The sequence below is a fragment of the Bradyrhizobium sp. BR2003 genome (assembly GCF_009720285.1).
Lineage (GTDB): Bacteria > Pseudomonadota > Alphaproteobacteria > Rhizobiales > Xanthobacteraceae > Bradyrhizobium > Bradyrhizobium elkanii.
Map to the genome: position 1 here is coordinate 1 of NZ_SMYJ01000013.1, position 22,759 is coordinate 22,759.

Genomic DNA, 22,759 nt, shown 5'->3' on the forward strand with positions numbered 1-22,759 from the left:
AAAACGACACCCGCCCTGCTCAAGGCGCTCCGGCCCTGTCCAGCTTGAGGCCACCCCCTCGTCTTCAACTCAAGCCGCCCCTTTTTGCACGGCCTGCATCGCCGGGACGACACTAGTGTTGCGGGACCGGCCTCCTCACATCAACCGCCTACCGCGACGCCTCGTGCCCGACCTCGCCTGTGATCACGTCGCCGAACAGCTCCCACGCCTCGCCGTTGAAGCGCATCAGCTGCATCTGCTCGATCGGGAAGTAGTCGTCGGGGGAGGTGTTGACCATGACGCCGGGCAGCATCAGGTCGGAGTGGAAGTTCTTCAGGCTGGCGGCCTGTTTCATCACGTTCTCGCGCGTGAGATTGTCGCCGCACTGCCTCAAGACCTGCATCATCGCCTCGGCCTGGACATAGCCATAGAGGTTGTTGGCGTTGGCCTTGTCGCCGTCGGGGTAATACTTGTCCATGAAGGCGCGCCAGCTTTGCACCGCCGGATCCTTGTCCCAAGTCGGATCGGTCGGGTCCTTCAGATAGGCGGTCGAGATGATGCCCTTGGAGAACTCGAGTCCGGCCGGTTTCAGCACCGAGGCGACCGAGGTCGCGGTGTTGGCGAGGAAGAATTTCGGCTTCCAGCCGAGCTCGCCCACTTTCCGGATCGCCTGCGCCGATCCCTTCGGCGCTGCCCAGGAGAAGAAGATGTCGGCGCCGGAATCGTGCAGCGCGACGATCTGCGAATCGATCGAGGGATCGGAGACCTCGTAGGACTTGTCGGCGATGATCATGCCGACCTTGTCGCCGAGCCCGTCCTTCAGGCCCTTGAACTGATCCTTGCCGGCATCGTCGTTCTGCCAGAACACCGCGATCTTGCTGTCAGGGAATTTGTCGCGAATGTACTTGGCGTAGATGCGCCCCTCGCTCTGGTAGTTGGGCTGAAAGCCCATCGTCCAGGGGAAGTTCTTGGGGTCGCCGAATTTGGTGCCGCCGGAGGCGACGAACAATTGCGGCACCTTCTTGGCATTCATGTATTTCATGATTGCCGAATTGGACGGCGTGCCGAGCGGCTGGAAGATCAGCAGCACCTCGTCGCTCTCGACCAGCTTGCGCGCCTGCTCGATCGCCTTCGGCGGCGAATAGGCGTCGTCATAGCTGATGAAGTTGATCTTGCGGCCGTTGATGCCGCCCTGATCGTTGATCATCCTGAAGAAGGCGGCCTCGGTCTTGCCGATCACACCGTAGGACGACGCCGGGCCGCTATATGGCATGATGTTGCCGATCTTGATTTCGCCATCACTCGCGCCGGGATCGTATTTCTTCTGCGCGGTGGCCGCGGTCGCGGTCAGTGCGACCGAGGTCGCGATCAGCGCGGCCCTTGCGAACGCCGCGATTGCGCCAATATATCCGAAACGAGCCGGCATCGTTTTCTCCCGATTTTTGTCGTTGGTTTTGGCGGCAAGTCTCGCAAGAGACGCATGTGCTGGCAAGCGCTGGGTTTTTCCGTTGGGCGAAACGGCATTGTTGCCTGGCGCTATTTATGATTGAAGGTCGATCTGGGGATCACGAGTCGAGGCGTTCTGATTGCGTAAACCGGACATCCGTACCGGTCCGCGGCATCCGCATCTTGCGGCCGCGGGCTATGGGATCACGCGCCGCCTCAGCGAGTCTGCGCTGGCGAAGCGCGGCCTGCACAAGGCCAATGGCGAGTTCGCGCAGCGCACGATCGCCTCGATCCGCGAAAAGCTGCAGCGCGGCGAGACCGTCTACATCGCCGGCCTCGCCTGCCCCGGCACGCACAATACCGGCGTCGCGCTGGTCGAGATCACCCAGAAGGACGGACCGCGCCTCATCGTCAACAACGAGGAAGAGCGCTTCTCCGGCAACAAGCACACCAACGAGTTCCCGCAACACGCGCTCGACGACATGCGCAAAGTGTTGCAGCGGATGGGCCGCGACGTCGGCGATATCGCCGCCTTCGTCACGACGTGGGACTATCCGGCGCTGCTGGCGATGCTGATTCGCACCTCGCTCGAGGAAGCGCCGGCCAGCCTCAAATTGCTGCGTGCCCCGATCGCACCGGCGATCAATCTGCGCCAGCTGGATCAGGTGCGGCGGCTGTCGCGCCGGCTCGGCAGGATGTACGGGCTCGACAAGCAATTGCCGCTGATCTGCATGCCGCATCACGACAATCACGCCTGGTACTCGTTCACCGCCTCGCCGTTCGCCGATACGCGCGAGCGTGTTGCGATCGCGGTGCTCGACGGCACCGGCGACGTCGGCTCGATCTCGCTCTATGTCGCCGAGAACGGCGAGATGAAGCAGCTCTATTGCAATGAGAGCCTGTTCGACTCGCTCGGTGCCTTCTACACGGTGATCTCGTCGAGCCAGGGCGGCTGGACCTGGCTCTCCAGCGAAGGCCGCTACATGGGCGCCGCCGCCTGGGGCGACATGAACCGCGCCACCAATCCGTATTATCAGCGCCTGAAGGCGGTGCTACAGCTCGGGCCCAATGGCAGCGTGCAGCTCAATCGCGCGATGGCCAATTGGTACGCCGATCCCGCCGACAATCCCTATCATCAGCCGCTGATCGATATTCTCGGCACGCCACTGCGGCCGGACCAGCTCTGGAATCCCGACGCCGTGCTGCGCGTCGAGGACATCAATCACCGCCCCGACACCAAGGACCGCGTCGACAAGGCGGCCGCGACCCAACTGGTGTTCGAGGACGCGATGATCCATGTCATCGACCATCTCCTGCGCACCACCGGCACCGACCGCCTGGTGCTGACCGGGGGCGTCGCGCTGAACGCGCTCGGCAACATGCGGCTGCTCGAGCATTTCGACGAGGCGTGGTTCGAGCGGGCGCAGCAGCGCAAGACGCGGCTGCATATGTGGGTGCCGCCGGTGCCCGGCGATCCCGGCGTGCCGATCGGCGCGGCCTGGCTGTTCGCGCATATGGCGGGCGCGCCGCGCGGCGCGCCGCTGTCGCATGCATTCTATTGCGGGCTGCCGCCCTCGAACGCCGACATCGCGACGGCGCTGCAGGCGGACGACGTCGCCTCGACCAAGATCGGCAATGTGGCGACTTCGGACGGGCGCGACGCGGTTGCCGACCTGATGGCGTCCATGGTCGCGCAAGGCGGTGTGATCGCGATCTATCAGGGCGCCGCCGAAACCGGCCCGCGCGCGCTCGGCCACCGCTCGATCCTCGCCAATCCCTGCGATCCAGAGGTGCGCGAGCGGCTCAACGAGCGCGTCAAGTATCGCGAGGCGATCCGGCCGCTGGCGCCGATGGCGACGCTAGAGGCAGCGCGCGACTATTTCGAGCTGGAAGACGGCGCCTCCGACGCCGACTACAATGCCTATAACTACATGGTGCTGACGGCGCATTCGAAGCCCGAGGCGCGCGCGAAGATTCCGGCGGTGGTGCATGCCGACGGCACCGGCCGTATCCAGATCGTGCGCGAGGCTGACGATCCCCTCACTCATGCCTATCTGAAGGCGCTCGGCCGCCATATCGGCGTCGAGATGTCGGTCAACACCTCGTTCAACGTCGCAGGTCCGATCGCGCAGACGCCGGCGCAGGCGATGGACACGCTGCGCCGCTCCAAGGGACTCGATGCCGTGGTGCTGGTCGCTGACGACGGCACGGTCTATGCCGCCTGGCACGGCGGCGAGCGCGACAGCGGACGCTTCAGCGGATGGTATGCGGCGTGGAAGCAGGCGCGCGGCTGAACCAGACCAGCACGCGGCCGTCGATCAAGAGCAGCGCGCTCGCGATCACCAGCGCGCCGATCACCTCGCGCAGCGCGATCGGCTCGCCGAGCACGAGATATCCGAGCAGCATCGCGGTGACCGGGATCAGCAGCGTCACCAGCATCACATTGGTCGCGCCGGAACGCCGCAGGATCTGGAAGAACACGATATAGGCCAGCGCCGTCGACAGCGCCGCAAGCCCGAGCACGGCGAGCCACGTCGTTGCGTGGGGCATCGGCAGCAGCCACGGCCGATCGACGACGGCGGCAATGGGCGCCATCAGCACCGCCGAGGCCATCATCTGGAACGTCGCAGTCCCCAGCGGCGGCACGTGCTGCGGCAGCCGCCGCCCGACCAGCGCCGCGATGCCGTAGCTGAAGGCGCCGGCGAGGCACAGCAGGATGCCGATGCCTTGCCGGCTCTCGAAGCCGAGCGCATCGCCGTGCAGGATCGCAACCCCGATCAGCCCCACCGTCACGCCCGCGACGCGGCGCGCCTGCAGCCGCTCCTCGCCGGCCGCCGCCATCACGACCACCGCGAACAGCGGCGTCGTCGCATTGAGGATCGAGGCCAGCCCGCTCGGGATATAGGTCTGCCCGAACACGATCAGCGCGAACGGCAGCACATTGTTGAACAGCCCCATCGCGGCAAACGGCGCCCAGCCGGACAGGCCACGCGGGAATTCGATTCTGGCGGCCCGCAGCAGCGGCAGCAGGATGATCGTGCCGAGCACGACGCGCAGCAGCACGAGGGTCAGCGGCGGCAGTTCGCGCAGGATCACGCCGTTGAAGAAGAACGAGCCGCCCCAGAGTACCGACAGCAGGACAAGCAGCCTCCAGTCGCGACGATCGATGCGGTTGTCGGCGGAAGGCATATCGGGCACTCACCTGCAGTCGGACAGGTGACTAGCGCGGCGCCGCGAATATTCCCACCCGATTTCCGAGATGGCGGCCCGGCCTATTTCGGCCGCGACACGATCTCGATCATCTGGCCCTCGTCGGCGTCGGGCGCATGGGCCTTCGCCTTGTCGTAAGCGGCGAGCGCGGCGCGGCTGACGGGCACGCCGGGCAGCAAGGTCTCGGCGAGCCGCACAGCGTAGTCGGCATCCTTGTGGCGCAGCGCCGCGGTGAACGATGCGCCGGAGAAGTTGCGGTCGATCATCCGCTTGCTGTGGCGGATCACCTGCGGGCTTGCCACCGCGCCAGTCGCCAGCGCCTCGGCCACCAATTGCATGTCGAGGCCCGCCTGCTCGGCGATCGCCACGCCCTCGGCGAGGCTTGCGATCTGCACCGCGCCGATCAGGTTGTTGATCAGCTTGAACACGGTGCCGGTGCCGACCGGGCCGAAGTGCCGGATCGTGCTGCCGATCGGCGCGAGATAAGGCTGCGCGCGCTCGAGATCGGCCGGATCAGCGCCCACCAGCAGCGTCAGCTTGCCGGCGGCCGCCGCCTCCGGCAGGCCGGTGACCGGACAATCGATGTAGATCAGGCCGCGGCTGTTGAGCTCGCGCGCCATCTCGAGCGTGTGCTGGTACGAGACCGTGGAGCATTCGATCGCGAGCGTGCCGGCCTTCATGTTGGCGGCAGCGCCGTCCCTGGTCAGCCAGACCGCGCGCGAGGCCTCGTCGTCGGCGACCATGGTCACCACGGCATCGGCATCGATCGCGGCATCCTCCGGCGAGGTTGCCCACAGCGCGCCGCGGGCGATCAGGTCCGCGGCCTTGGCCTTGCTCCGGTTCCACACCGCGACCGTGAAGCCGGCATCGAGGTAACGGCCGGCCATGCCGTGGCCCATGCGTCCCAATCCGATGAAAGCGACGCGCGGCATGGGCTAATCCACATCCTCGACGGAGCCGGGCCCGGTGCCGAAGGCACGCTGCGCCAAGGTCGCCGCCATGAATTCATCGAGGTCGCCATCGAGCACCCCCGACGTGTCGGAGGTCTGCACGCCGGTGCGCAGGTCCTTCACCATCTGATAGGGCTGCAACACGTAGGAGCGGATCTGGTGACCCCAGCCGATATCGGTCTTGGCGGCCTGATCGGCAGCCGCCTGCTCCTCGCGCTTCTTCAGCTCGATCTCGTACAGCCGTGCGCGCAGCATGTCCCAGGCCTGCGCACGGTTCTTGTGCTGGGAGCGGCCGGCCTGGCAGACCACCGCGATGCCGGTCGGGATGTGCGTCAGGCGCACCGCCGACTCGGTCTTGTTGACGTGCTGGCCGCCGGCGCCGCCCGACCGCATGGTGTCGGTGCGGACATCGGACTCCTTGATCTCGATCTTGATAGAGTCGTCGATCACGGGGAAAATCTGCACCGACGAAAACGAGGTGTGCCGCCGCGCGTTGGAATCGAACGGCGAGATGCGCACCAGGCGATGCACACCGGCCTCGGTCTTCAGCCAGCCATAGGCATTGTGACCGCTGATCTGGATGGTGGCTGACTTGATGCCGGCCTCTTCACCCTGGGATTCTTCGAGGAACTCGATCTTGAAGCCGTGCTTCTCCGCCCAGCGCGTGTACATGCGCAGCAGCATCTGCGCCCAGTCCTGGCTCTCGGTGCCGCCGGCGCCGGCATGGACTTCGAGATAGGAATCGAACTTGTCGGCCTCGCCCGACAGCAGTGCCTCCAGCTCGCGCCGGGCGACCTCCTTCTTGAGGTCCTTGAGCGCCTTCTCGGCCTCAGTGACCACGCCCTCATCGCTCTCGGCCTCGCCGAGCTCGATCATGCCGACCTGGTCCTCGAGCTCGCGCTCGACCTTGCCGATGCCCGAAAGCGCATCCTCCAATGAGGTGCGCTCCTGCATCAGCCGCTGGGCCTTCTGGGGATCGTTCCAGAGATTGGAGTCTTCTGCGAGCTTGTTCAGCTCAGCGAGGCGTGCCGTCGATTGTTCGACGTCAAAGATGCCTCCTCAGCAGCCCGACTGACTGCTTGATCTCTTCAACAAGGCGTTCGATTTCCGCGCGCATGGTCTTTCAGGTGTTGGCTAAAAAGGTTCCGGGGGATGTAGCGACCGGCGCGGCAAAGCGCAATCGGCTTGGCCGCACTATCCCGGCGATTTGGCCGGACAGGCTGCTAGTAAAGCCCCCCGGTTCCCGGGCGCATGAAGAATCCGCCATCCGGCTGGGCCCCATTCTGCGACGGCTGCGGGCCGGGCGCCGGGCCGCGCCCGTCGGCATCGGCGACGCCGATGACCGAATAGTTCTCCGGCGGCGCGGTGCCCGGCTTGAAGGCTTCGAGGATGGTGTTGCCGCCGTCGCCGGGACCGGCGCGCATGCCGCTCTTGGCATCGACGCGGATCAGCTTGATGCCGGCCGGCACCTTGAACGGCGTCGGCGGCTTGTCGGCGAGCGCAAGCTTGAGGAAGTCGCGGGCGATCGGCGCTGCGACGTGGCCGCCGGTGGCGGCGCGGCCGAGATTGCGCGGCTTGTCGTAGCCCATATAGACGCCGACCGCGAGATCGGGCGAGAAGCCGACGAACCAGACGTCCTTCTCGTCGTTGGTGGTGCCGGTCTTGCCGGCGATCGGCTTGCCGACCTCCTTCACGACGGTCGCGGTGCCGCGCTGGACCACGCCTTCCATCATCTCGGTGATCTGGTAGGCGGTCATCGGGTCGAGCACCTGCTCGCGGCGGTCGACGAGCTGCGGCTCCGGCTGGCTCTTCCAGCCGCCGGGCGCGTCGCAGCCGCGGCATTCGCGGGTGTCGTGCTTGAAGATGGTATGGCCGTAGCGATCCTGGATGCGATCGATCAGCGTCGGCTTCACCCGGCGGCCGCCATTGGCGAACATCGAATAGGCCGTGACCATGCGCATCACGGTCGTTTCACCGGCACCGAGCGCATAGGACAGATAGTTCGGCAATTCGTCATAGACGCCGAAGCGCTTGGCGTATTCGCCGACCAAGGGCATGCCGATGTCCTGCGCGAGGCGCACCGTCACGGTGTTGAGCGAGCGCTGCAACGCGTTGCGCAGCGTGGTCGGGCCGTAATACTTGCCGGTCGAATAGTTTTCCGGACGCCACACGCCGGCGCCCTGCCCCTGATCGATCTCGATCGGCGCGTCGATCACGGTGGTCGACGGCGTATAGCCGTTGTCCAGCGCCGACGAGTACACGATCGGCTTGAACGACGAGCCAGGCTGCCGGTAAGCCTGCGTCGCGCGGTTGAACTGGCTCTGGTCGAACGAGAAGCCGCCGACCATCGCTAGCACGCGGCCGGTCCACGGATCCATCGCCACCATGGCGCCGGACACCTCGGGCAATTGCCGCAGGCGATACTGGCCTTCGACCGCGTTGCCGTCCTTGGTCACCAGCGGGTCGGCGTAGATCACGTCGCCCGGCTGCAGCACCTGCGAAACCGCGCTCGGCGCCTTGCCCTTGGTCTTGGCCCAGCGCACGCCGTCCATCGTGATGATGCCGGTCTGCCGTTCCTTGCTGACCGCGCCGCCGAGTTCGCGGCCCGGCTGGAAGCCGATCCGCGCCGATTGATCGCTGGTCTCGAGCACGACGGCCATCCGCCACGGCGAGATGTCGGACAGCGATTTCACGTCGGCAAGCTTGACGCCCCAGTCACCCGAAATATCGAGCTTGTGCAGCGCCCCGCGCCAGCCCTGCGCCTCGTCGTAATTGACGAGACCCGCGACCATGGTCTTGCGCGCCATCACCTGGATCTTGGGATCGAGCGTCGTGCGCACCGACAGGCCGCCCTCGTAGAGCTTCTTTTCGCCGTAGCGCTCGAAGATGTCGCGGCGGACCTCCTCGGCGAAATATTCGCCGGCGAAGATGTGCGCGCCGTTCGAGCGGCTGGTGACGTTGAGCGGGTCCTTGCGCGCCTTGTCGGCGTCGGCCTGCTTGATCCAGCCGTTCTCCAGCAGACGGTCGATCACATAATTGCGGCGCTCGATCGCGCGGTCGCGGTTGCGCACCGGATGCAGCGCCGCCGGCGCTTTCGGCAGCGCGGCGAGATAGGACGCTTCCGCGATCGTCAGCTCGTTGACCGACTTGTCGAAATAGACCAGCGACGCCGCCGCGATGCCGTAGGCACCGAGGCCGAGATAGATTTCGTTCAGATAGAGCTCGAGGATGCGGTCCTTGGAATAAGCGCGCTCGATGCGCATCGCCAGCAACGCTTCCTTGATCTTGCGGCTGAACGAGACCTCGTTGGTGAGCAGGAAGTTTTTCGCGACCTGCTGGGTGATGGTCGAAGCACCCTGCGGGCGACGGTTTGAGCCGTAGTTCTGCGCATAAAGGATCGCGGCGCGCGCCATGCCCTGATAGTCGATGCCGCCGTGCTCGTAGAAGTTCTTGTCTTCGGCGGCGAGGAAGGCGTTGATCACGAGCTTGGGCACCGCCTGGATCGGCAGATAGAGCCGGCGTTCCTTGGAGTATTCGCCAAGCAGCGCGCCGTCGGCGGCATGCACGCGGGTCATCACCGGCGGCTCGTAGTCCTGCAGCTGCGAGTAGTCGGGCAGATCCTTGGAGAAATGCCAGATGGCGCCAGCGACGGCGGCGACACCGACCAGGAACACGACGGTTCCGGCGGCGAACAAGAAACCCATAAACCGCACGAGCAGGCGCATTATCGACGTTCCGTTCCTACCCTCCGGCGCTCAGTCGTCAGAAGCGCCTGTCCAAAGTGCGAAAGCCTCACACAACGAAGCTTTGGCCCAGCGAGCCACCTTGCGCACGCGAATATACAAGAGCCGCCGGACAATATGGTCGATTCTGGGGACCTGCGGTCCATTGTCTATACCGTCGCGGCTGTGGCCAAACTAGGGCTTCGGCGCAACTGCCCCGGCTTTTCAGCGGGCCGGTTTCACTTTGCCGACCCGGCAGTTGCCAGCCGTTTGGCGAAGAAGGTGTCGATCGCCTGCACCATCGAGCCTACCGCCTTGTTCCGCCAGTTCTCGGAGACGAGGTGCTCGAGGTCCCCCTTGTTGGAGACGTAGCCGATCTCGACCAGCACGGACGGCACGTCGGGCGCCTTCAGCACCCGGAAGCCGGCCGATCTGAGCGGATGCTTGTGCATCCGCACCGTGGTCTTCATCTCGTCCATCAGAAGACGGGCGAAGCGATTGGAGAACGTCTTGGTCTCGCGCTGCGCGAGGTCGATCAGGATGTCGGCGACCTCGGTCGGCTCGTCGGTCAGGTTCACACCGGCGATGGCGTCGGCCTTGTTTTCCGCCTCCGCCAGCCGTTCGGCCTCGGCGTCGGAGGCCTTGTCCGACACCGTGTAGATCGTGGCGCCCTGGGCATCGCCCTCGCGGCGCGGCAGGGCGTCGGCGTGGATCGAGACGAACAGCGCCGCCGACTGGGAGCGCGCGATCTTCACCCGGTCGTTGAGCGGGATGAAGGTGTCGTCGGACCTCGTCATGGCCACCCGATACTTGCCCGACTTCTCGATCCGGTCGCGCAGGGCAAGGCCAAAGCCCAGCACCAGGTTCTTCTCGGTCTGGTCGCCGGATTGCGTGCCGTTGTCGATGCCGCCGTGACCGGGATCGATCACGATCAGCGGGCGCGCGTCGGTGACCGCGACAGGCGGCAGCGCCGCCGAGGTGACGGCCGGAATGGTCGCGGTGGTGGATTCGGAAATCGCCGGCTTCGATTCGGACCGGCTCGCAGGCGCCAGCGACTGCACGAAGCTGGTGCGGTCGACCTCCTCGAAGTCCAGCACCAGCCGCGGCGGCTGGCCGTTGGCGGCGTCGAGCACGTAGGAGTTGGCGATCTTCACCGGTCCGGTCAGATCGAACACGATCCGCGAGCCGCCGGGCATCACGAGGCCATAGCGGAACGCCTTCACGAGGCCCCGCCCCGCCGAGCCGGTGCCGGCCGGGAGCTGGAAATCGACCTGCGGGATATCGACCACGACGCGGTAGGGGTCGGCCAGCGGAAAGGCGCGAAATTCGATCTTCTGGTCGAGGTCGAGGATGAATCGGGTCTGCTTGGCGTCGCCGGCGAGCCTGGCGCCGGATGCGATCGGGAAATTCGGGGCGCTCGCGGCCGGCGCAGGCGGGGCGTTCTGCGGCCCCTCGGCAGCGCTCGGGGCGCCGGCAATGGCAAACAGCGATGTTGCGGCGCACAACAGCCCGCATCCCAGAAAAACAAGGTGTTTTGCGCGGTTCGCCACCCGATTCGTAGCCTCCCAGCTCTTCTTACCGCATTAGAACCACACGGTTAATCGCCCCCTAATGACGCTCCGGCGAAAAGAACCGAGTGTTGCGGCGGCGTGACGCTTCCCTTGCACGCGGCGGTCAATCCACGTATGTACGAGGTGCTGACGGCTAGTACTCCCGGTTGTGTCGCGTTCAGCCTCCCGGTGCAGCGGTGGAACCTTCCTGATCGAAGATCCCGCCGTGTTTTTCCGGTCCCTCCCCAGCCAGCGCCGCGCGCGGCTGACACGGAGTGGCGGATTCAAGCCCGAGCGGCGTCCGGTCCCAGGCACACTCCCTCGCCAGAGGGACGGTTTGAGACACGGCATAACCGATTATCCGGTCCCTTGGGGCCTCGATATGCGATGGCCGGCAGGCGCTTCGGCGCCAGACGGGGCTTTCAGCAAAAGATACGGCGGTATTTGTCGCCGCCAACATGTTTAGACGGGCCGACGCTTAATGCGCCAGACTGCATTGCCGACCAGGATCCCCCGAATGATCGCGCTGACGCGAGGTGAAAGCTTCGCCCGTCGCATCATCCCGGTGAGTTCCCGTCCGGCGCTGCGCCGCGAGATGCGTTTCGGCCTTCCCCTCACCCCCGAATCAGGTGGACCGTCGCGTCACCGGGCGGCGCAGTTTGCGCGCGCCATGATCCGCGCCCGCCGCCGTCAAGAGCTCCAAAATGCCCAACAAGATGTTGATCGATGCCACCCACCCGGAAGAGACCCGGGTCGTTGTGGTCCGTGGCAATCGCGTCGAAGAGTTTGATTTCGAAACCGCCCAGCGCAAACAGCTGCGCGGCAACATTTACCTCGCCAAGGTTACGCGCGTAGAGCCGTCGCTGCAGGCCGCCTTCATCGAATATGGCGGCAACCGGCACGGCTTCCTGGCCTTCAGCGAAATCCATCCCGACTATTATCAGATCCCGGTCGCCGACCGTCAGGCGCTGATCGAGGCCGACGAGCGCGCCCATCGCGAGGCCGAGGAAGAGCACGAGAACCGCGGCCATCGCCGCCGGTCGCGCCATCGCAACGCCCGTCGCCGCGGCCACGGCGAGCGCGTCCAGAGCGAGGTGATCGAGGGTGCGAGCGACACCCAGGCGCTGCCCACCATCGAGGCTCACGAACATCCCGTCGATGCCGAGCATCATGAACATGATGCCGGGCACCACGATCACGGCGTGGTCGCCCACGAAGGCCACGAGCATGAGGCGCATGACCATGCGCATCACGAGGACCATGATCATCGGCAGGATGATCATGACCACGACGATCATGGTCACCACGATCATGGTCACGACGACCACCACGATCACGATCATGCGCATGATCACGACCACGCCCCCGAAGTGAGCGGCGCGGCGGCTGCCGACGCCCCGTCTGACCCCGTCGTGGCGGTGGTCGAAGCCTCCGCCGCGTCGGCCGCGCCCGAGACCGTCGAGACGGTCGAGGTCAACCATGAGCCCGAGCGCGCCCATGAGGAGCAGATCGAGGAAAACGCCGCACATGCCGACGATGCGCCGCATGTGACGTCCGACGACGTTCACGTCGCCACCGATGAACAGGCGGTCGGCGAATATGGCGCGCTCGCCGAGGTGGTCGCGCCCGAGACCGGGCCTGGCGACGAGGCCGGCGAAGACGACGAAGAGGATGACGGCGAGGAAGGCGAGGAAGAGGACGTGGTCGAGTCGGTCGGCGGCGACGACGTGCTCGAGGAGGTTCCGGAGCGCCCGTTCCGTCCGCGCCGCCAGTACAAGATCCAGGAAGTGATCAAGCGCCGGCAGGTGATGCTGGTGCAGGTCGTCAAGGAAGAGCGCGGCAACAAGGGCGCCGCGCTGACCACCTATCTGTCGCTCGCCGGCCGCTACGCCGTGCTGATGCCCAACACCGCGCGCGGCGGCGGCATCAGCCGCAAGATCACCTCCGCCCAGGACCGTTCGCGGCTGAAGGAAGTGGTGCAGGATCTCGACGTGCCCGAGGGCATGGGGATCATCCTGCGCACCGCCGGCGCCTCCCGCAGCAAGCCGGAGATCAAGCGCGACTTCGAATATCTGATCCGGATGTGGGAAACGGTGCGCGACCTGACGCTGAAGTCGCAGGCGCCGACGCTGGTCTACGAGGAAGGCTCGCTGATCAAGCGCTCGCTGCGCGACCTCTACAACAAGGAAATCGACGAGATCCAGGTGGCGGGCGAAGCCGGCTACCGCGAAGCGCGCGACTTCATGAAGATGCTGATGCCGGCCAATGTGCGTGCTGTGAAGCAGTATCGCGACGGCCAGCCGCTGTTCTCGCGCATGGGCGTCGAAAGCCAGCTCGACGCCATGTTCTCGCCGACCGTGCAATTGCGCTCCGGCGGCTACATCGTGATCAACCAGACCGAGGCGCTGGTCTCGATCGACGTCAACTCCGGCCGCGCCACGCGCGAGCACCATATCGAGGACACCGCGCTCAAGACCAATCTGGAAGCGGCGGAAGAAGTCGCGCGCCAATTGCGCCTGCGTGACCTCGCCGGCCTGATCGTCATCGACTTCATCGACATGGACGAGAAGCGCAACAACCGCGCGGTCGAGCGCAAGCTGTCCGACTGCCTGCGCCAGGACCGTGCGCGGATCCAGGTCGGCCGCATCTCGCATTTCGGCCTCTTGGAAATGTCGCGCCAGCGCATCCGCGCCAGCGTGCTCGAAAGCTCGACCGAGCCCTGCCCGCAATGCGGCGGAAGCGGTCACGTCCGTTCGGTCTCGTCGGTGGCGCTGCAGCTCTTGCGCGGCATCGAGGAAATCCTGATGAAGGGCGCGACCCACAATCTGGTGGTCCGCACCCGGACCGACGTCGCGCTTTACGTGCTCAACCACAAGCGCGGCCATCTGCGCGATCTGGAAGACTCCTTCCGGGTTTCGCTGTCGATCGTCGCGGACGCCACGGTGCACGGCCAGCAGTCCTACATCATCGACCGCGGCGAGCAGGTGCATACGCTCGAAGCCGCCAAGGCACTGCTCGCTGCGCAGGCTGCCGCTGCGCCGGCCCAGGCCGAAGAGGCCGATGACGAGGAAGAGCTGTTCGAATACGAGGCCGAGATCGAGACCGACGAGACCGAGGGCCTCGCCGACGAGCGGACGGCCGGTGATGAATCGGCCTCCGCCGAGGGTGAAGGCGACGGTCAGCGCCGCAAGCGTCGCCGCCGGCGGCGCGGCCGCGGTGGCACCGGCGAAGCGCGTGAAGGCGCCCAGCAGCCGCGCGAAGACGGCGATCTCATGCATGTCCTGCCCGAAGGCACCGAGGCGGTTGCCGATGCCGAAGGCGATGAGGACGAAGGCGATGAGCAGCAGGGCGCAGCGCGCGACGACCAGGCCGGCAATGGCGATCGCCGTCCGCGGCGCCGCGGACGTCGTGGCGGCCGCCGCCGGCGCGGCAGCGGCGGACCGGATGAGGGTCTCGCCGGATCGATCTCCGATGAGTTGAGCCCGGCAGCGACGCCGGAGGCCTCCAACGCAGTCGCCGATTTCGATAGCCATGATGCGGAGCCGGCTCCCTCGCTGGCGCAGCCCGAGCTGGTCGCCGAGCCGCCGGAATGGCAGCCGACCGAGGCCGCGCCTGTTGAGCCGGTCGCGGCACCTGAGCCCGAAACTGCCGCCGAGGACACGGCTGCCGAAGGCGACCGCGCGCAGCGCCGCCGCTCGACGGTGCGCGAAAAGGTCAACTTCGCGTCGAGCCCACTGCCCGAGGCGTCGGCGACGCTGGTTCAGAGCCCGGCGGAGGAAGTTGCCCCCGAGCCGGCCGCGGCTGCTCCAGAGCCGGCACCGGCCGCTGCGGCCGAGGCTCCGGCCCGCAAGGGCTGGTGGTCGCGCCGCTTCGGCGGCGGCAACTAGCACCACCTGCAAGTCAAAACGCCCGGTTCACGCCGGGCGTTTTTATTGAACAGGCAATCCGTTCGTCAGACGCCGGCGTAACGGAGGCTGACGGAGACGGATCCCAATGCAAAGCGCGATCGTTCTTGGCGGCGGCATGGTGGGCGTCAGCACGGCACTGCATCTGCAGCGTCGCGGCTGGTCGGTGACGCTGGTCGACCGCAAGGAACCGGGCCGCGAAACCAGCTACGGCAATGCCGGCATCATTCAGAGCGAGGCGGTGCGGCCCTACCCGATGCCGCGCGATCCCGCCACGCTCGCCAGGATTGCGATGGGGCGCACCAACGATGTGCGCTATCGGCTGGCGTCGCTGCCGCAGCACGCCGGCCCGCTGCTGCGCTACTGGTGGAACTCAACGCCCGAGCGGCACCGCGAAGCCACCCTCGCCTGGGCGCGCCTGATCGCCTACGCCACCGCGGAGCACGACACGCTGATCCGCGACGCCCATGCCGACAATCTGATCCGCCGCGCCGGCTATCGCCTGCTGCATCGCGACCCGGCCGCGCTCGAACAGGCCATTGCAATCGCCGAAGAGAACCAGCGCGACTTCGGCGTGACGTTTCGCGTGCTTGATGGCCGCGATCTGGCCAAGGCGGAGCCGCTGCTGCGCGACGACCTGCCCGGCGCCATTCACTGGCTTGGGCCCTGGACCGTGTCGGATCCCGGCGGGCTGGTTTCGGCCTATGCCGGATTGTTCGAGCGTCTCGGCGGCAGGCTGCTGCGCGGCGATGCGCAGACGCTGACGGAGACGACGTCCGGCTGGTCGGTCGACACCAGTGGCGGCCGGATCGATGCCGCCCATGTCGTGGTCACGCTCGGGCCGTGGTCACCGCAATTGCTGCGCAAGTTCGGCTACCGGATCCCGCTGGTGCGCAAGCGCGGCTACCACATGCATTACCAGGGCGGCCGCTCGCTCGACCTGCCGCTGGTCGACACCGCGAACGGCTACGCCATGGCGCCGATGGCCAAGGGCATCCGCATCACCACCGGCGCGGAGCTGACCAGCCCCGACGCGCCGGCGACGCCGATTCAGCTCGGCTACGCCGAAGCGGCGGCGCGCGAGCTGATCGAGATCGGCAGCCGCGTCGAGCCCGAGCCGTGGTTCGGCACCCGCCCCTGCACGACCGACATGCTGCCGGTGCTCGGCCCGGTGCCGCGCCATCGCGGACTGTGGGTCAATTTCGGTCACGGCCATCAGGGCTTCACGCTCGGCCCCGCGACCGCGCGGGTGTTGGCCGAAACGATGAACGGCGAGGCATCCTCCGTGGACACCTCGCCGTATCGGCTGGACCGGTTCTGACGTCGACGAAAAATCAGTCCGTCGTTAGCGCGGTCTCCATGTCGGTCGGGTCGATCTGCCGGGCGAGATTGGCGTTGAGCTTGTCGCGATCGAGCTCGCCCTCCCACCAGGCGACGATCACGCAGGCGACGCCGTTGCCGCACAGATTGGTCAGCGCGCGGCACTCGCTCATGAACTTGTCGATGCCGAGCACGATCGCCATGCCAGGCACCAGCCGCGGATCGACCACCGCAAGCGTCGCCGCCAGCGTGATGAAGCCGGCACCGGTGATGCCGGAGGCGCCCTTCGAGGTCAGCATCGCCACGATCAGGATCGTGATCTGCTGGCTGAAGGTGAGATCGAAGCCCAGCGCCTGCGCGATGAACAGGGTCGCCAGCGTCATGTAGATGTTGGTGCCGTCGAGGTTGAACGAATAGCCCGTGGGCACCACGAGGCCGACCACGGATTTCGAGCAGCCGAGCCGTTCGAGCTTCTCCATCAATGACGGCAGCGCGCTCTCGGACGACGAGGTGCCGAGCACGATCAGGAGTTCATCCTTGATGTAGGCCAGGAACTTGAAGATCGAGAACCCGGCGACCCGCGCGATGATGCCGAGCACTACGAACACGAACAGCGCGGCGGTCAGATAGAACGTCGCGATCAGCCCCATCAGGTTGAGGATCGCGCCGGTGCCGAACTTGCCGATGGTGAAGGCCATCGCGCCGAACGCACCGATCGGCGCCGCCCGCATCACGATCGAGATGACGCCGAACACCGCATGCGCGGCATCGTCGATGAACGAGCGGATGGTGTGGCCGCGCTCGCCGAGGCCCATGATCGCGAAGCCGAACAGCACCGAGAACAGCAGTACCTGCAGGATCTCGCCCTGCGCGAATGCGCCGACCACGGTGTCCGGAATGATGTGCAGCACGAAGTCGACGCTCTTCTGCGCCTCCGCCTGCTTGGCATAGCCCGCAACCGCCTGCGCATTCGCCGCCGCATTGCCGAAGCCGGCGCCGGGCCTGACCAGATTGCCGACCAGCAATCCGATCACCAGCGCGAAGGTCGAGACGACCTCGAAATACACCAGCGCCTTGACGCCGATGCGGCCGACCTTCTTGGCATCTTGTATATGGGCAATGCCCGACACCACGGTGCAGAAGATGATCGGCGCGATCACCATCTTGATCAGCTTGATGAAGCCGTCGCCGAGCGCCTTGATCCACTCGTTGGTGGCAAGGCCGGGCCACAACCAGCCGACCAATGCGCCGAGCACGATCGCGATCAGGACCTGGACATAGAGAACTTTATACCACGGCTTGCTGCCGGCGCTCGCCGGCGCAGCCGTGACAACGGTTGCCGTTGCCATGTGTCACTCCCCCTCAGAAATGGCGGAAACAGCCAAGATCAACTTGGCCGTTCAAGTCAAATGGAACTGTGTGGGCCATGCCGATTATCCGCGATGATCCGCCTGCCAAAGCGCCGGTGAAACCACGACGCTGCGCTGCGAAACCGATCCGAAAGGCAGAGCGAACTCCGGACGGCTCTTGAAGGCTCTTAAAGCGCTTGGAGTTCGCGGGCTATTTAAGCCAATGCGCGATCCGCGCAACTGCTTCCTGCATCTCGGCGGCCGAGCGTGCATAGGAAAAACGGATGAAGGCCCGGCCGTGGATCGGATCGAAATCGACGCCGGGGGTCGCCGCGACATGCGCCTTCTCGAGCATCTCGCTGGCGAAGGCGAAGCCGTCGGCGGTGAAGTCGGAGACGTCGGCATAGAGGTAGAACGCGCCGTCAGCGGGGAGAAATTTGGTCAGGCCGGCTTTCGGCAGCCCTTCGATCAGGATGCGGCGGTTCTCCTGATAGCCGCGTTTGATCGCCTCCATCTCCTCGCGGCCTTCGAACGCCGCTTCGGCCGCGATCTGCGACAGGGTCGGCACCGAGATCGACAGGTTCTGCTGCAGCCGCTCGATCGGCCGCACCAGCACGTCGGGAACCACCATCCAGCCGACACGCCAGCCGGTCATGCAGAAGTACTTCGAGAACGAGTTGATCACGAGTGCGTTCGGCGACAGTTCGGCGGCCGTCACCGCAGGAAATGCATAGTCGAGTCCGTGATAGATCTCGTCGGAGATGAAGCGGATGCCTGCGCTGTCGGCGGCCGCCATCAGCCTCGACAGCGCCTCGCGCGACATCATGGTGCCGGTCGGGTTGGCGGGGCTGCCGACCAGCACGCCCTTCAGCGGCGCCTTGCGATGGGCGGCAAGCAGCGCCTCGCCGGTCAGGGCATGGCGGGTGTCGCCGGAGGTCTCGATCAGCACCGGCTCGCAGCCCAGCGCGGTCAGGATATGCCGGTACGGCGGATAGCCCGGCACGGTGACGGCGACCCGGTCGCCCGGCTCGAACATCGCAAGGAACGCCAGGATGAACCCACCCGACGAGCCGGTCGTGACGATGATGCGCTCCGCGTCAACCGCGCAACCATATATGTCGCGATAGTGCCGGGCGATGCGCGCGCGCAGCGAGGGAATGCCGAGCGCCGAGGTGTAGTCGATCCGCCCGTCCGCAAGCGCGGCCTGCGCGGCCGCGATCGCCGGCTTCGGCGCGCCTGCGGCAGGCTGCCCTACCTCCATGTGGATGACATGGCCGCCGGCGGCCTCGATTCGCGCGGCCGCCGCCATCACATCCATCACCATGAACGGCGGAACATCGCTCCGTCCGGACGCTGTCAACAGGCTGCTTACACGGTCTCTCGATGTCGCTTCACGCATGGATTTCTGCTATTGCACGGCCGCTGCCGAATTCGGGTTCCCGTTGCCGGCTGCCGCCCCAGACTGGCCGCATTCGGTGGCTCCTTATAACGCTTTCAGGCCAAGTGAATACCCGGTTCGCGTGAAGAAGAACTGCAAAAACAACAGACTGCGCCACGCGCCAAATCCGGTCGGGCCCGGACCCCGGACCTGTGCCGGCGCGGCCAGTCATCGCCGATAGATCGCCCATGCTGTTCCGCCTCGCGCTTCGCACCAGGACCTTCAAGCTGACCGCGTTCATGACCGCGGTTGCGCTCGCGGTCGGCCCCGTCGTCCCTGCGCAAGCCCAGCAAAAAGGCCCGCCGGTGCTGCGCGACACCGAGTCCGAGCAGCTGCTGCGCGAATACACCAGGCCGATCCTGCGCGCCGCAGGTCTCGAGAAGCAGAACATCCAGATCGTGATCATCAACGACGGCTCGTTCAACGCCTTCGTTGCCGACGGCCGGCGCATCTTCGTCAATTACGGCGCGCTGCTGCAATCGGAGACGCCGAACCAGATCATCGGCGTGCTGGCGCACGAGACCGGCCACCTCGCCGGCGGCCATCTCGCCAAGATGCGCGAGCAGCTGGCGCAGGCCCAGACCCAGATGATCATCGCGATGCTGCTTGGCGTCGGCGCGCTTGCCGCGGGCGCGGGCGGCCGCGGTGGCGGAAACGGTCTTTCCAGCGCCGGCGCCGCGGCGATCTCGGCGCCGCAGTCGGTCATTCAGCGCACGCTGTTGTCCTATCAGCGCCAGCAGGAAGAGAACGCCGACCGCGCCGGCGTCAAGTTCCTGAACGCGACCGGACAGTCGGCCCGCGGCATGTACGAGACGTTCAAGCGATTCACCGACGAGAGCCTGTTCGCCTCACGCGGGGCCGACCCCTATCTGCAGTCGCACCCGATGCCGGTCGATCGCGTCTCCGCGCTGCAGGAACTGGCGCGCTCCAGCCCCTATTGGGACAAGAAGGACGACCCGGCGCTGCAGCTGCGCCACGACATGATGCGCGCCAAGATCTCGGGCTTCATGGAGCGGCAGGACACGGTCTACCGCCGCTATCCACTGTCCAACACCAGCCTGCCGGCGCGCTATGCACGCGCGATCACGACCTATCTGCACGGCGATCTGCGATCGGCGATCGCGCAGATCGACGGCTTGATCCAGGTGCAGCCCAACAATCCCTATTTCTACGAATTGCGCGGCCAGGCGCTGCTCGAAGGCGGCCGGCCCGCGGAAGCCGTCGCGCCGCTGCGCCGCGCGGTGCAGCTCTCCAGCAATTCGCCCTTGATCGAGATGCTGCTCGGCCAGGCGCTGGTCGCCTCCGACAACAAGGCCTACACCGACGAGGCAATCAACATGCTGCGCGCCGCCGTGGCGCGCGAGCCCGAGGCGCCGCTCGGCTATACCCAGCTCGCGATGGCCTATGGCCGCAAGGGCGACTATGCCCAGGCCGACCTCGCCTCGGCGCAGGCCGCCTATCTCCGCGGCGACACCAAGACCGCCCGCGACCTTGCGTCACGCGCCAAGACGCGGTTCGCGATCGGCACGCCCGGCTGGGTCAAAGCTGACGACATTGTGAGCGCCAAGCCCATGCCGGGTCAGAAAAACAACTAGAAATAAACCGTAGTTCCATACAACGATCACCGAAACCGGCTCACGGCCTCGCCGATTTTTCGGGCCACCGCGAACAAGGATTTTGTCATGCCAGTGCTTCGTTTTCTTGCCCCTGCCCTGCTCGCGCTCGGCGTTTGCGCCGCGCCGCTTCCGGCGTCCGCGCAGAGCTTCACCGACACCCAGCGCGGCGATATCGAGACCATCGTGCGCAACTATCTGATCGCGCATCCGGAGGTGCTCGAGGAGGCGATGAACGAGCTGAGCAAGCGGCAGGCCGCCGCCGAAGCCGAGAAGCATGAGCAGAGCGTCGCCAAGAACGCCGACACCATCTTCAATTCGCCGCGCGGCGTCATGCTCGGCAACAAGGACGGCGACGTCACTTTCGTCGAGTTCTTCGATTACAATTGCGGCTACTGCAAGCGCGCGATGTCCGACATGCTCGATTTGATGAAGGCGGATCCGAAGCTGAAGGTTGTGCTGAAGGAATTCCCGGTGCTGAGCCAGGGCTCGGTCGAGGCCGCGCAGGTCGCGGTCGCCGTGCGCATGCAGGATCCGACCGGCAAGAAATATCTCGATTTCCACCAGAAGCTGCTCGGCAGCCGCGGCGCCGCCGACAAGGCGCGCGCGCTGGCGGTCGCCAAGGAGGTCGGTCTCGACATGGCGAAGATCGAGAAGGACATGGCGAGCCCCGAGGTGAAGGCGACCATCGAGGAGAACTTCCGCCTCGCCGAATCCATGGGCATGAACGGCACGCCGAGCTACGTGATCGGCAAGCAGGTCGTGATCGGCGCCGTCGGCGTCGACAACCTCAAGGAAAAGATCGGCATCGCCCGCTGCGGCAAGGCGACCTGCTGATCGCCGCACGACAGCGCGCATCATCTCGAAAATCCGGCTGCCAGGCAGCCGGATTTTTTTATTGTCGTCACCAAACCGATTCCGCGCGGGCCGCATCCAAGGGCCGTCACCAACAACGGAACGCGGGAAGCCGAAATACAGCGCGACCCATCTCGAGATCGAAGAGTATTTGGCGGCTTCAACTTCGGTGGCGGCAACGGCCAGCTCGATCATGCGAGCATCGAGTTCGACTGGGCCTGCGGCTGAAGCAGCCGCGCATTCATCGCGCGCGTTCATCGCGCATTCACCTAAAGAACAAACCGCAAGGAACCGCAAATCAACAGGAACATCGCACAGGCTCTCTCGTTGTCGGCGCGGGCAATGCTGAAAAACGAGGAGGAATTACGATGTCTAACCGCTTTCTGATTTCGGTCGCGACGGCGGCTCTGATCGCCGGCACCGGCCTTGCGAATGCGCAGGGCGCGGGCGGCGCTAACAAGGAGTCCGGCGCCGGCGGTGGCGCAACCACGCAGCACAGCGCACCGTCCGGTGGCGCATCGTCGGGCACGATGCAGCGCGATACGGGCGGCATGAAGGGTTCCGAGCATTCGACCACCGGTGAATCCCCGAGCACCAAGGGTGCAGAGTCCGACAAGTCCGGCACGGCCACCAAGGGTGCGCAGGACAGTACCCAAAAGTCGAAGGGCATGAGCTCGGAGAACGAGCCGACCAAGGGCTCCAAGCAGGGCTCGAAGGACATGAAGGCCGAGGAACGCAGCAAGAGCGGCACCGTCGGCGAAACCCGCGAGAAGAGCAGCGGCACCGCCACCGAGAGCCGCGAGAAGAGCAGCGGTATGGAGAAGCAGAAGGGTATGGAGACCCAGAAGGGTGCAACCGAGCAGAAGGGCATGGAGACGCAGAAGGGCGCAACCGACACCAGCCGTCAGCAGACCACGACCGGCAATGCGGCAACGTCGGCGACCGCGGCTCCGCCGGCCGAGAAGCGCAGCCAGATCACGACCGCGATCAAGTCGGAACACATCACCGAAACCACCAACGTGAACTTCAATGTGGCGGTCGGCACCCGCGTCCCGGCTGACGTGCGCTTCTACCCGGTACCGGAGCGGGTCGTGACGATCTACCCGCAGTGGCGCGGCTATCAGGTCATCCTGGTGAAGGGCCGCTACGTGATCGTGCAGCCGGAGACCCATGAGATCGTCTACATCCTCGAGGGCTAGACCGGCCTCGGTGCGAGGGCGCCAAGACGGGCCCTTGACGTCGGGCCCTCGCCTTCATCTCGACCCCGTCCCCCTTCGGGGCGGGGTCTTGCTTTCGGCCGCAAGCCGCATCACGCCAGTGGATGGCGAGCCGGAGCGCCCGCGAAGGCAGCTTCCGCAAGATTTGGTTAATCAGCATTTTCCGTAGGTTAGGGCAGCCATCTAACAGGGCGGAGGAAGTTGT

15 protein-coding genes are annotated in these 22,759 nt (G+C 65.8%); 6 read left to right on the forward strand and 9 right to left on the reverse strand.

Annotation, left to right across the window (positions count from 1 at the left end):
* Positions 1-148: 148 nt before the first annotated feature.
* Complete coding sequence (locus E2I15_RS08150; RefSeq protein WP_137483472.1) at positions 149-1,405, reverse strand: ABC transporter substrate-binding protein; 1,257 nt, start codon at positions 1,403-1,405, stop codon at positions 149-151.
* A 160-nt stretch (positions 1,406-1,565) separates the two neighbouring features.
* Here E2I15_RS08150 and E2I15_RS08155 point away from each other — a divergent pair, with 160 nt between their 5' ends.
* Positions 1,566-3,719, forward strand: coding sequence for a carbamoyltransferase C-terminal domain-containing protein (locus tag E2I15_RS08155; RefSeq protein ID WP_137483473.1), 2,154 nt, complete (start codon positions 1,566-1,568; stop codon positions 3,717-3,719).
* Here E2I15_RS08155 and E2I15_RS08160 read toward each other — a convergent pair.
* The 6 genes from E2I15_RS08160 to E2I15_RS39695 all read right to left on the reverse strand — a co-directional run bounded on the left by E2I15_RS08160 (position 3,679) and on the right by E2I15_RS39695 (position 12,200).
* Positions 3,679-4,614 (reverse strand): DMT family transporter, encoded by a 936-nt coding sequence (locus tag E2I15_RS08160; protein ID WP_137483474.1) that lies wholly within the window; start codon positions 4,612-4,614, stop codon positions 3,679-3,681. The genes E2I15_RS08155 and E2I15_RS08160 overlap by 41 nt on opposite strands.
* A gap of 83 nt (positions 4,615-4,697) precedes the next feature.
* Positions 4,698-5,567, reverse strand: a complete 870-nt coding sequence (locus E2I15_RS08165) for an NAD(P)-dependent oxidoreductase (protein WP_137483475.1) — start codon at positions 5,565-5,567, stop codon at positions 4,698-4,700.
* A 3-nt stretch (positions 5,568-5,570) separates the two neighbouring features.
* Positions 5,571-6,702 (reverse strand): peptide chain release factor 2 gene (gene prfB / locus E2I15_RS08170; RefSeq protein ID WP_137483476.1). Its coding sequence is split into 2 segments (ribosomal slippage): positions 5,571-6,632 and positions 6,634-6,702, totalling 1,131 coding nucleotides; the frame shifts between segments, so codons are not numbered across the junction.
* A 106-nt stretch (positions 6,703-6,808) separates the two neighbouring features.
* Entirely contained in the window at positions 6,809-9,310 is a 2,502-nt protein-coding gene (locus E2I15_RS08175; protein WP_137483477.1) for a penicillin-binding protein 1A, read from the reverse strand.
* Between the two features lie 236 nt (positions 9,311-9,546).
* Entirely contained in the window at positions 9,547-10,857 is a 1,311-nt protein-coding gene (locus tag E2I15_RS08180; RefSeq protein WP_137483478.1) for an N-acetylmuramoyl-L-alanine amidase, read from the reverse strand.
* Positions 10,858-11,471: 614 nt separating this feature from the next.
* Positions 11,472-12,200: a hypothetical protein gene (locus E2I15_RS39695; RefSeq protein ID WP_276487477.1), complete on the reverse strand. Its 729-nt coding sequence runs from the start codon at positions 12,198-12,200 to the stop codon at positions 11,472-11,474.
* Positions 12,201-12,269: 69 nt separating this feature from the next.
* On the opposite strand from E2I15_RS39695, the gene E2I15_RS08185 reads away from it, so the two are divergent.
* Both E2I15_RS08185 and E2I15_RS08190 read left to right on the forward strand, forming a co-directional pair.
* Positions 12,270-14,744: an Rne/Rng family ribonuclease gene (locus E2I15_RS08185; RefSeq protein ID WP_422109892.1), complete on the forward strand. Its 2,475-nt coding sequence runs from the start codon at positions 12,270-12,272 to the stop codon at positions 14,742-14,744.
* A gap of 106 nt (positions 14,745-14,850) precedes the next feature.
* On the forward strand, positions 14,851-16,083 hold the full coding sequence (locus E2I15_RS08190) for an NAD(P)/FAD-dependent oxidoreductase (protein ID WP_137483480.1): 1,233 nt from the start codon (positions 14,851-14,853) through the stop codon (positions 16,081-16,083).
* Between the two features lie 13 nt (positions 16,084-16,096).
* Here the strand turns inward: E2I15_RS08190 and E2I15_RS08195 are convergent, their stop codons facing one another.
* Complete coding sequence (locus tag E2I15_RS08195; protein ID WP_137483481.1) at positions 16,097-17,431, reverse strand: dicarboxylate/amino acid:cation symporter; 1,335 nt, start codon at positions 17,429-17,431, stop codon at positions 16,097-16,099.
* A 211-nt stretch (positions 17,432-17,642) separates the two neighbouring features.
* Positions 17,643-18,830 (reverse strand): pyridoxal phosphate-dependent aminotransferase, encoded by a 1,188-nt coding sequence (locus E2I15_RS08200; RefSeq protein WP_137483482.1) that lies wholly within the window; start codon positions 18,828-18,830, stop codon positions 17,643-17,645.
* Between the two features lie 227 nt (positions 18,831-19,057).
* Here E2I15_RS08200 and E2I15_RS08205 point away from each other — a divergent pair, with 227 nt between their 5' ends.
* From E2I15_RS08205 to E2I15_RS08215, 3 genes are all read left to right on the forward strand, one after another.
* Positions 19,058-20,464, forward strand: a complete 1,407-nt coding sequence (locus E2I15_RS08205; RefSeq protein WP_137483483.1) for a M48 family metalloprotease — start codon at positions 19,058-19,060, stop codon at positions 20,462-20,464.
* An 87-nt stretch (positions 20,465-20,551) separates the two neighbouring features.
* Positions 20,552-21,319, forward strand: coding sequence for a DsbA family protein (locus tag E2I15_RS08210; protein WP_137483484.1), 768 nt, complete (start codon positions 20,552-20,554; stop codon positions 21,317-21,319).
* A 386-nt stretch (positions 21,320-21,705) separates the two neighbouring features.
* Positions 21,706-22,536: a DUF1236 domain-containing protein gene (locus E2I15_RS08215; protein ID WP_137483485.1), complete on the forward strand. Its 831-nt coding sequence runs from the start codon at positions 21,706-21,708 to the stop codon at positions 22,534-22,536.
* Positions 22,537-22,759: the final 223 nt, after the last annotated feature.

Bases quoted from the DNA above. Each gene is read 5' to 3' on its own strand.
- E2I15_RS08150 (WP_137483472.1), bottom strand. From the start codon at position 1,405: ATGCCGGCTCGTTTCGGATATATTGGCGCAATCGCGGCGTTCGCAAGG.
- E2I15_RS08160 (WP_137483474.1), bottom strand. From the start codon at position 4,614: ATGCCTTCCGCCGACAACCGCATCGATCGTCGCGACTGGAGGCTGCTT.
- E2I15_RS08165 (WP_137483475.1), bottom strand. From the start codon at position 5,567: ATGCCGCGCGTCGCTTTCATCGGATTGGGACGCATGGGCCACGGCATG.
- E2I15_RS08175 (WP_137483477.1), bottom strand. From the start codon at position 9,310: ATGCGCCTGCTCGTGCGGTTTATGGGTTTCTTGTTCGCCGCCGGAACC.
- E2I15_RS39695 (WP_276487477.1), bottom strand. From the start codon at position 12,200: ATGATCGTGATCGTGGTGGTCGTCGTGACCATGATCGTGGTGACCATG.
- E2I15_RS08190 (WP_137483480.1), top strand. From the start codon at position 14,851: ATGCAAAGCGCGATCGTTCTTGGCGGCGGCATGGTGGGCGTCAGCACG.
- E2I15_RS08195 (WP_137483481.1), bottom strand. From the start codon at position 17,431: ATGGCAACGGCAACCGTTGTCACGGCTGCGCCGGCGAGCGCCGGCAGC.
- E2I15_RS08200 (WP_137483482.1), bottom strand. From the start codon at position 18,830: ATGCGTGAAGCGACATCGAGAGACCGTGTAAGCAGCCTGTTGACAGCG.
- E2I15_RS08205 (WP_137483483.1), top strand. From the start codon at position 19,058: ATGCTGTTCCGCCTCGCGCTTCGCACCAGGACCTTCAAGCTGACCGCG.
- E2I15_RS08210 (WP_137483484.1), top strand. From the start codon at position 20,552: ATGCCAGTGCTTCGTTTTCTTGCCCCTGCCCTGCTCGCGCTCGGCGTT.
- E2I15_RS08215 (WP_137483485.1), top strand. From the start codon at position 21,706: ATGTCTAACCGCTTTCTGATTTCGGTCGCGACGGCGGCTCTGATCGCC.